The sequence below is a fragment of the Parvibaculum sp. genome (assembly GCF_035511255.1).
Taxonomy (GTDB): Bacteria; Pseudomonadota; Alphaproteobacteria; order Parvibaculales; family Parvibaculaceae; genus Parvibaculum.
In genome coordinates this window covers 1-8,304 of the sequence record NZ_DATKFR010000262.1, presented here as the reverse complement: position 1 = coordinate 8,304, position 8,304 = coordinate 1, and the positions used below count along the sequence as shown (strand labels likewise).

The following is an 8,304-nucleotide window of genomic DNA, read 5'->3' as shown; positions in this document are numbered from 1 at the left end:
GCCGGATATGTGACGGGCGCGCGGCTCGACGTACATGGCGGCGGCGAGAGGCCGCCATTTCTGGAACAGGCGGAGAGCGCGAAAGGCTGAAGGTCTTATTGTTCGCGAGGACGAACGATCAATTCGTACCCAAGCGCTTCTCGTGGTGAAGGCCCGGTTTTAGGGTTCGATAAGGGAGAATTTATGCGGCCGCCGGCGGGAAGAAATCCCGCGCGGCGTCGAAACGCGGAGGAGGAAAAAATGGATCGGTATCTGGTGATTTCGGGCGATGGTCATGCGGGCCTTTCGCCGGAAAAATATCGCGATTATCTCGACCCGAAATATCACGCGCAATTTGACGAACGTCTTCCGCGCGAAATCGCTATGCGAGAGGCGATGGAGAAGAAGCTCCTCATCAACGATTTCAACACCAAATGGCGCGCCGATTGCGGCAACGACATTTTCGGCGTCTGGGACCACGACATTCGCAACAAGGTGCTCGACGGTGACGGCATCACGGCCGAGGTTCTTTTCCCCGACGGCATCACCGAACGCAATGCGCCGCCCTTCGGCGCGGATGTCGGCCTGCGCTGCCTCGGCGCCGACCCCGAGCTTCTCTGGGCGGGCGCGCGGGCGCATAACCGCTGGATGGCCGATTTCTGCAAGATGGAACCCAACCGCCGCATCGGCCTCGCGATCATCCCGGTCGTCTTCGATATCGAGGAGGACCTGAAGGAAATCCGCTGGGCGAAGGAGAACGGGCTGAAGGGGCTGATGTTCCCCTGCATGACCGACGGCTTCCAGCCCTACAACCATCCGCAATACGATCCGGTGTGGAAGCTCGCCGAGGAGTACGATCTTCCGATCCATTTCCATTCGGGCGCGTCGCCGGCGATCCAGGATCTTCCGGGCGCGATCGGATCGTTCCTGATGGAGTATCCGTTCTGGATGACGCGTTCGATGTGGACGATGATTTTCGGCGAAGTTTTCGAGCGCTTCCCGAAGCTCAAGGTGGTCTATACCGAAGGCACGGAATACTGGTTCACGTGGATGCTGCAGATGATGGACATCCGCGCGTCGGTGAAGCACACGAGCGGCAAGCTCGGCGATTTCCGCGCCAAGCTCACCATGAAGCCGTCCGAATATTTCGCGCGTAACATGTGGGTCGTCGCCTCGGCGCTCGCCGACCGCGACACGACAAACGCCTGCTACGACATCGGCATCGACCGCATCATCTGGGGCTCGGACTATCCGCATCCGGAAGGATGCTGGCCGAAGACCAAGGCGAAGATGCTCGACAGCCTTGGCGGGCTGCCGGAAGCCGATCTCGAGAAGATTTTTTCGAAGAACGCGCTGCAATGCTATTCGGGCCTTGACGTCGACGCGATGAACAAGATCGCCGCGAAGATCGGGCCGAAGAAGAGCGAGCTCAAGCATCAGATCGCGGCGGAATAGGGGGAGAAATCATGGTCGAACGTTTCCCGATGGATATTCCGTTCGGGTGGTTCTTCGTCGGCTATACGGACGAACTCGCGACGGGGGAAGTCCGCACGGTCAAATATTTCGACGAGGATCTGGTGCTGTTTCGCACCGAGAGCGGAGAGGTCGGTCTCACCGAGGCCTATTGCGCGCATCTCGGCGCGCATCTAGGCGTGGGCGGGAAGGTCGAAGGCGAGAAGCTCGTCTGCCCGTTCCATGCCTGGGGCTACAACACCAAGGGCTTCTGCACCGAGGTGCCTTATGCCAAGCGCCTGCCGCCGATCCTCGAGAGGAAGCCTGCACTGAAGAGCTATCCGCTCGTCGAGAAGAACAATGTGATATGGGCCTGGTATCACCCGCAAGGGATCGAGCCTTTCTTCGATGTCATCGCGCATGACGAGATTGGCAATTCCGACTGGGAAGAGCTCGATCGCTATTGCTGGACGATCAACACCAATCCGCAGGAGATCGCGGAGAACGGCGTCGACACCGCGCATTTCAAATATGTGCATGGCATGGACGCAGTGCCTGAAGGCAAGACGACCTATGAGGGTCATCTTCGCCATAGTCTTGCGGAAGGGGAGCGCACACTTGCGATGCCCAATGGCGAGATGAAGACGATCACGTCTCGCGTCGAGACGGTGCAGAACGGTGCCGGCCAGAAATATACAAGGATCGGCGGCGTGACGGACACGCTGCTGATGGTGCTAGTGACGCCGGTGACGCGCGAGCAGGTGGAACTGCGCTTTGCTTTCACGCACCGCAAGTTCCCGAAGGATTCCTTCGAGTACACGGCGGCGCGTTTCGCCATTGCGCTCGTCATCGGCCAGACCGGTGTCGAGGGCGACATTCCGATCTGGAACAACAAGATCCACCGGCGTCATCCGATCCTCTGCGATGGCGACGGACCGATCATGCAGTTCCGCAACTACTTCCAGCAGTTCTACGTGCCGCGCCTCGCGGAGGCGGCGGAATAAGCCGGGCTCCGGCACCATTCAAGGGAGAGGAAACACCATGGCTCGTTTGCGCTATGTGAAGAACCTATCGGCCGCCGCTCAGGCCGGCGGCGGCGTCGGCTCCGCTTCGGCGAAGACCATCGTGCGCACCTTCCGCGCCATCTACGAGACGGAGCCCGAGATTGCGGCCGCCGTGCTGCCGCAGCCGTTGAAGCTCGGCGCCGAGCCGCTGGTCTTCATGCAGTTCGCCCATGTCATCATGGAATTGAGCGAAACGCACAAGATCGACATCGGCGCGGTGACGGTCGGCGTCGCCGCCGAGCATGAGGGCACCAAGGGCTGGTATGTGCTCGCCATGCCGATGGAAGGCGAATTCGTCGTCATTTCCGGCCGCGAAATCTTCGGCGAGCCGAAGAAACTCGCGAAGGTCGATTTCGACGTGAAGGGCGACAAGATCCACGTCGCCGTGCAGCGCAACGGCATCAAGTTCATCGAGATGGACGGTACCATCGGCGCCGAAACCGGGCCGAAGGACTTCACCGAACACTTCTTCTGCTACAAGGCGATGCCGGCCATTACCCGCAAGGGCGGCTTCGACGGCGATTGCTTCCTGACGCAGCTCGACTGGGAGCGGAAATACCACAAGACGGCGAAGATCTCCGGCGACATCAAGCTCCACGAGTCGCCCTACGATCCGATCGTCGACGTGCCGGTAAAGCGCATCGTCGAAATGCAATATTGCGAAGGCGGCAGCGTCACCAGCGGCAAGATTCTCCGCCAGGTGCCGGGAGAATGGCTGGAGCCCTTCTGGCATCAGCGCTACGACGAGCCGACGGTTCAGGGCATCGAGGTTCCGCTGGCCGGCGACAAGAAGGTGGCCAATGCTTGATCTGAAGGGAAAGGTTGCCGTCATTACGGGCGGCGCGGGCGGCGTCGGTTTCGCGCTCGCCCGTGCGCTTGCCGGCGAAGGCGCGAAGATCGCGATCGCCGATATCGACCAGGCCGCTATCGATGCGTCGGTTGCGGAACTGCAGAAAGGCGGTCACGACGCCATCGGGGTGAAGACGGACGTGACCAAGCAGGAGTCCGTCGACGCGCTGGCCGCGGCCGTCTTCGCGAAATTCGGCAATGTGCATCTGCTCTTCAACAATGCCGGCGTTGGCCTCGGCGAGGCGCAGCGACGCATCTGGACCTTGCCGGTGAAGGACTGGCAATGGGGCTTCGCGGTCAATGTCATGGGCATCGTCCATGGCGTCCGGTCGTTCGTGCCGCATATGCTCGAAAAAGGCGAGGAGGGGATGGTCATCAACACCTCCTCGGCCAATGGCGGGCTTTTCTCCCTGCCGACGACGCCGATCTATGCGGCGACCAAGGCCGCCGTCACCAGCGTCACCGAGGTGCTGCATTATCAGTTCCTGATGGACAAGGCGAAGCTGAAGGCGGCGATCCTGTTTCCGGGCCCGAATGTCGTCAACACGCGCATTCTCGACTCGAACCGGAACCGGCCGGCGGAATTTTCCGACGGCAGCGACAACAAACCCCACACCTATAAAAGCATGAGGGAGCTTGTTGAGGCGACGGGGCTGAAAATGCAACTCACCGAGCCGGAAGATGTCGCAAGTTTCGCCGTCGAAAGCGTCAAGGCCGACCGTTTCTGGATGCTGCCGGACAGCAGCGCTCACGACGCCGCCATCCGGGGCCGGGCCGAGACAATTGTCGGGCGCAATGGGCTGGCGCTGCCCCAGATGGGCTGAAACACCTCCATTCCGGCCTTTGCTGCGCTTGCGAAGGCCGGAAAAGAGGGCTTCCATTAGGCGGGTTGGGGAATAGGACTTTTCGTGGCTGCCGAGATATCCTATTTAACAGTCTAGTGACCGGGTGTTCTGATAAACCCCAGTTTTTTATTGTTAATTGTCCCGCATTTGCGGGCGGAGCTGCCTTTATGCTCGATGAGCTTGTAGCCATAGCCTTGAAAGCGGGCGCTGCGATCATGCCGATCTATGAGCGGCTTGATGCTTCGGCTGTGGCGACCAAGGGCGATGGTTCGCCCGTAACGGAGGCCGACGAGGCGGCGGAAGCCGTCATCCTGGCGGAGCTTGCGCTGCTTGCGCCGGATATTCCTGTGGTCGCGGAGGAATCTGTGGCCGCGGGGCGCTGTCCGGCGACGGCCGATCGCTTCTTCCTGGTCGATCCGCTCGACGGCACCAAGGAGTTCATCAGCCGCAATGGCGAGTTCACGGTCAACATCGCGCTCATCGAGGATGGCCGGCCGATACTCGGCGTCGTCTATGCGCCTGCCATCGGGGCGATCTATGCCGGTGGCGAGGGGCAGGGCGCGAAGGCCGCGACGGTCGAGAACGGCGTCATCGGCGCATGGCGGCCGATCTCGGTGCGTGCCTGCACGGGCAAGGGCATCAGCGTCCTCGCCAGCCGCTCGCATCTCACGGATGAAACCAAGGCCTTCATCGAAAAGCACTCGGTCGCCGATTTCGTTTCGGCGGGCTCGTCGCTCAAATTCTGCAAGCTCGCGGCCGGCGAAGCCGATCTCTATCCGCGGCTCGGCCGCACGATGGAGTGGGATACGGCGGCCGGCGACGCCATTCTCCGCGCGGCCGACGGCGCGGTGCTGACAATGGACGGCAAGCCGCTGCAATACGGAAAGCGCAACCAAACGGACGATACCGATTTCGCCAATCCGTGGTTTGCTGCGACCGGAGATTACTACCCGTTTTAACCTGTCGCCGAATAATACGCGTACGAAAGGTATTTCGATGTCCCGCGATCGGAAGTCTCATCTGAAAAGACTCGAGGATGAGAGCATTCACATCATTCGCGAGGTTGCGGCCGAGTTCCGCAACCCGGTGATGCTCTATTCGATCGGCAAGGACAGCTCGGTGATGCTGCATCTCGCCGCGAAGGCCTTCTATCCGGCGCCGCCGCCCTTCCCGTTGATGCATATCGACACGACGTGGAAATTCCGCGAGATGATCCGCTTTCGCGACGAGACGGCGAAGCGGCTCGGCTTCAATCTGATCGTCTATACGAACCCGGAAGGGCTGGCGCAGAACGTCAATCCGTTCGATCACGGCTCGTCCTACTATACGAACGTCATGAAGACCGACGCGCTGAAGCAGGCGCTGACGAAATATGGTTTCGACGCGGCCTTCGGCGGCGCGCGGCGCGACGAGGAAAAGTCGCGCGCGAAGGAGCGCATCTTCTCCTTTCGCACGGCCAATCACGGATGGGATCCGAAGAAGCAGCGCCCCGAGCTCTGGAACATCTACAACACGCGCATTGCGCAGGGCGAGTCGATCCGGGTTTTCCCGATCTCGAACTGGACCGAGCTCGACATCTGGCAATACATCATGCTGGAAGACATTCCGATCGTGCCGCTCTACTACGCGGCGAAGCGGCCGGTGGTGGAGCGTGGCGGTCAGCTCATCATGGTCGACGACGAGCGGCTGCCGCTCGAACCCGGCGAGGTGCCGCAGGAAAAGCTCGTGCGCTTCCGCACGCTCGGCTGCTATCCGCTGACGGCGGCGATCGAGAGCGACGCCGCGACGCTGCCGGAAATCGTGCGCGAGATGCTGATTGCGCGGACCTCCGAACGGTCCGGTCGTCTCATCGACCATGACGAATCCGGCTCCATGGAGAAGAAGAAGCGCGAGGGGTATTTCTGATGAGCGAGCCCGCTGAAAATCTCTCCGCGCAGGATCTGATCGATTATCTCGCGCAGCAGGAGAACAAGACGCTGCTGCGTTTCCTCACCTGCGGTTCGGTGGATGACGGCAAGTCGACGCTGATCGGGCGTCTGCTCTACGACACCAAGCTTCTCTTCGACGACCAGCTCGCGACGCTGGAACGCGACAGCAAGAAGCACGGTACGGTGGGCGAGGACATCGACTTCGCGTTGCTGGTCGACGGGCTCGAGGCCGAGCGCGAACAAGGCATCACCATCGACGTCGCCTATCGCTTCTTCACGACCGACAAGCGCAAGTTCATCGTGGCCGATACGCCGGGGCACGAGCAATATACGCGCAACATGGCGACCGGCGCCTCGACCGCCGATCTTGCGATCCTGCTCGTCGATGCGCGCAAGGGTATTCTGACCCAGACGCGGCGTCACGCCTTCATCGCCTCTCTGCTCGGCATCCGGCAGATCGTCGTCGCGGTGAACAAGATCGACCTCATGGATTTCTCGAAGGACGTCTTCGAGACGATCCGCGACGACTTCACGGAATTTGCGCGCGACTTCGGCTTCAAGCAGATCGTCGCGATCCCGCTATCGGCGCGGTTCGGCGACAATGTCATCACGCGTTCGGAGCGCACGCCCTGGTATCACGGGCCGGCGCTGCTCGATCATCTCGAGACGGTGGAGGTCGAGGACGAACAGCGCGCGAAGCCGTTCCGGCTTCCGGTGCAGTGGGTCAACCGACCCAATCTCGATTTCCGCGGTTTCTCCGGTACGATCGCCGGAGGCAGCGTGCGGCCGGGCGACCGCATCGTCGTCGCCGCGTCGGGCCGGACGAGCACGGTTTCGCGCATCGTCACCGCCGACGGCGATCTCGATGTCGCCGTGGCCGGCGATGCGGTGACGCTGACGCTCGCCGACGAAGTCGACATCTCGCGCGGCGACCTGCTCGTCGCGGCGACCGATCAGCCGGAAGTGGCGGACCAGTTCGCCGCGCATGTGATCTGGATGAGCGAGGATCACCTGCTTCCGGGCCGTCCCTATCTCGTCAAGCTCGGTGCGAAGACGGTGACTGCGCAGGTAACGGAGATCAAGCACAAGATCGATGTCAATACGCTTGATCATCTGGCGGCGAAGGAGCTCGCGCTCAACGAAGTCGCGGTCTGCAACTTCTCGCTGTCGCAACCCGTCGGTTTCGACGCCTATGCCGCCAATCGCGAGACGGGTGCGTTCATCATCATCGACCGGCTGACCAATGCGACGGTCGGCGCCGGCATGATCATGTTCGGTTTGCGTCGTGCGACGAACATCCATCTGCAGGCGCTCGACGTCAACAAGTCGGCGCGCGCGAACCTCAAGGGGCAGAAGCCGGTCATCCTGTGGTTCACCGGCCTCTCCGGCGCGGGCAAGTCGACGATCGCCAACATCGTCGAGAAGCGGCTGCTTGCCGAAGGGCGGCACACCTACATGCTCGACGGCGATAATGTTCGCCACGGGCTCAACCGCGATCTCGGTTTCACCGAAGGCGACCGCGTGGAGAATATCCGCCGCGTCGCCGAAGTTTCGAAGCTGATGATCGATGCGGGCCTCATCGTGCTCGTCTCTTTCATCTCGCCGTTCCGTGCCGAGCGTCGCATGGCGCGCGAGCTGGTGGAGAGCGACGAATTCATCGAGGTCTTCTGCGACACGCCGCTCGACGTCGCCGAGAGCCGCGACCCGAAAGGCCTCTACAAAAAGGCACGCGCTGGCCAGATCAAGAACTTCACCGGCATCGACTCCCCGTATGAGCGACCGGAGAACCCGGAGATCAGGCTCGAATCCGGCGCGAAGTCGGTCGAGGATCTTGCCGAAGAAGTGATTTCGCTGCTGCGCGGACGGGGCATCATCGCCTGAGGCGATGGTGGCCTCGCCCTACGAGACGCCGCTTCGCGGCTCCTCAGGGTGAGGATCATTTTCTGAATTTCTCCCACCCTGAGGAGCGGGCGTTAGCCCGCGTCTCGAAGGGCGAGGCCGAAGCGTTCGTGTTATCCGACGGCGGGCGCGCTCATTCTCCGCAGGTCCGGTTTGACCACCTTGCCGGACGCGTTGGTCGGCAGCGCGGCCACGATATCGACGAAGCGTGGAACCTTGTAGTTCGCCATGTGCTCGCGCGCCCAGGCGATGATTTCCGCCCCGTTGATCGCGGCGCCGGGTTTCGGC

At 61.7% G+C, this 8,304-nt stretch carries 8 protein-coding genes; 7 read left to right on the top strand and 1 reads right to left on the bottom strand.

Annotation, left to right across the window (positions count from 1 at the left end):
• The first annotated feature begins 240 nt into the window (after positions 1-240).
• The 7 genes from VMR03_RS10485 (at position 241) to cysN (ending at position 7,998) form a co-directional block, all read left to right on the top strand.
• Positions 241-1,434 carry an amidohydrolase family protein gene (locus VMR03_RS10485; RefSeq protein ID WP_325404937.1) on the top strand — a complete coding sequence of 398 codons (1,194 nt, stop codon included), beginning with the start codon at positions 241-243 and terminating at the stop codon, positions 1,432-1,434.
• Positions 1,435-1,445: 11 nt separating this feature from the next.
• Positions 1,446-2,435, top strand: a complete 990-nt coding sequence (locus tag VMR03_RS10480) for an aromatic ring-hydroxylating oxygenase subunit alpha (protein ID WP_325404935.1) — start codon at positions 1,446-1,448, stop codon at positions 2,433-2,435.
• 37 nt (positions 2,436-2,472) lie between these two features.
• The gene (locus VMR03_RS10475) at positions 2,473-3,303 is read left to right on the top strand and encodes an acetoacetate decarboxylase family protein (protein ID WP_325404933.1); all 831 of its coding nucleotides are present in this window, start codon (positions 2,473-2,475) and stop codon (positions 3,301-3,303) included.
• Positions 3,296-4,168, top strand: a complete 873-nt coding sequence (locus VMR03_RS10470) for an SDR family NAD(P)-dependent oxidoreductase (protein WP_325404931.1) — start codon at positions 3,296-3,298, stop codon at positions 4,166-4,168. Before VMR03_RS10475 ends, VMR03_RS10470 begins: the two co-directional genes overlap by 8 nt.
• Before the next feature lie 188 nt (positions 4,169-4,356).
• Positions 4,357-5,148 (top strand): 3'(2'),5'-bisphosphate nucleotidase CysQ, encoded by a 792-nt coding sequence (cysQ, locus tag VMR03_RS10465; protein ID WP_325404929.1) that lies wholly within the window; start codon positions 4,357-4,359, stop codon positions 5,146-5,148.
• A gap of 37 nt (positions 5,149-5,185) precedes the next feature.
• A complete protein-coding gene (gene cysD / locus VMR03_RS10460) occupies positions 5,186-6,094 on the top strand; it encodes a sulfate adenylyltransferase subunit CysD (protein WP_414693174.1) in 909 nt (302 codons plus the stop codon).
• The gene (gene cysN / locus VMR03_RS10455; protein WP_325404927.1) at positions 6,094-7,998 is read left to right on the top strand and encodes a sulfate adenylyltransferase subunit CysN; all 1,905 of its coding nucleotides are present in this window, start codon (positions 6,094-6,096) and stop codon (positions 7,996-7,998) included. The genes cysD and cysN overlap by 1 nt, the downstream gene beginning before the upstream one ends.
• Before the next feature lie 131 nt (positions 7,999-8,129).
• On the opposite strand, the gene VMR03_RS18990 is transcribed toward cysN, so the two are convergent.
• Entirely contained in the window at positions 8,130-8,267 is a 138-nt protein-coding gene (locus tag VMR03_RS18990) for a hypothetical protein (RefSeq protein WP_414693175.1), read from the bottom strand.
• Between the last annotated feature and the right edge of the window lie 37 nt (positions 8,268-8,304).

Excerpts from the sequence above, each read along its gene's own strand:
- VMR03_RS10485 (WP_325404937.1), top strand. The coding sequence starts at position 241 with ATGGATCGGTATCTGGTGATTTCGGGCGATGGTCATGCGGGCCTTTCG.
- VMR03_RS10480 (WP_325404935.1), top strand. The coding sequence starts at position 1,446 with ATGGTCGAACGTTTCCCGATGGATATTCCGTTCGGGTGGTTCTTCGTC.
- VMR03_RS10475 (WP_325404933.1), top strand. The coding sequence starts at position 2,473 with ATGGCTCGTTTGCGCTATGTGAAGAACCTATCGGCCGCCGCTCAGGCC.
- VMR03_RS10470 (WP_325404931.1), top strand. The coding sequence starts at position 3,296 with ATGCTTGATCTGAAGGGAAAGGTTGCCGTCATTACGGGCGGCGCGGGC.
- cysQ (WP_325404929.1), top strand. The coding sequence starts at position 4,357 with ATGCTCGATGAGCTTGTAGCCATAGCCTTGAAAGCGGGCGCTGCGATC.
- cysD (WP_414693174.1), top strand. The coding sequence starts at position 5,186 with ATGTCCCGCGATCGGAAGTCTCATCTGAAAAGACTCGAGGATGAGAGC.
- cysN (WP_325404927.1), top strand. The coding sequence starts at position 6,094 with ATGAGCGAGCCCGCTGAAAATCTCTCCGCGCAGGATCTGATCGATTAT.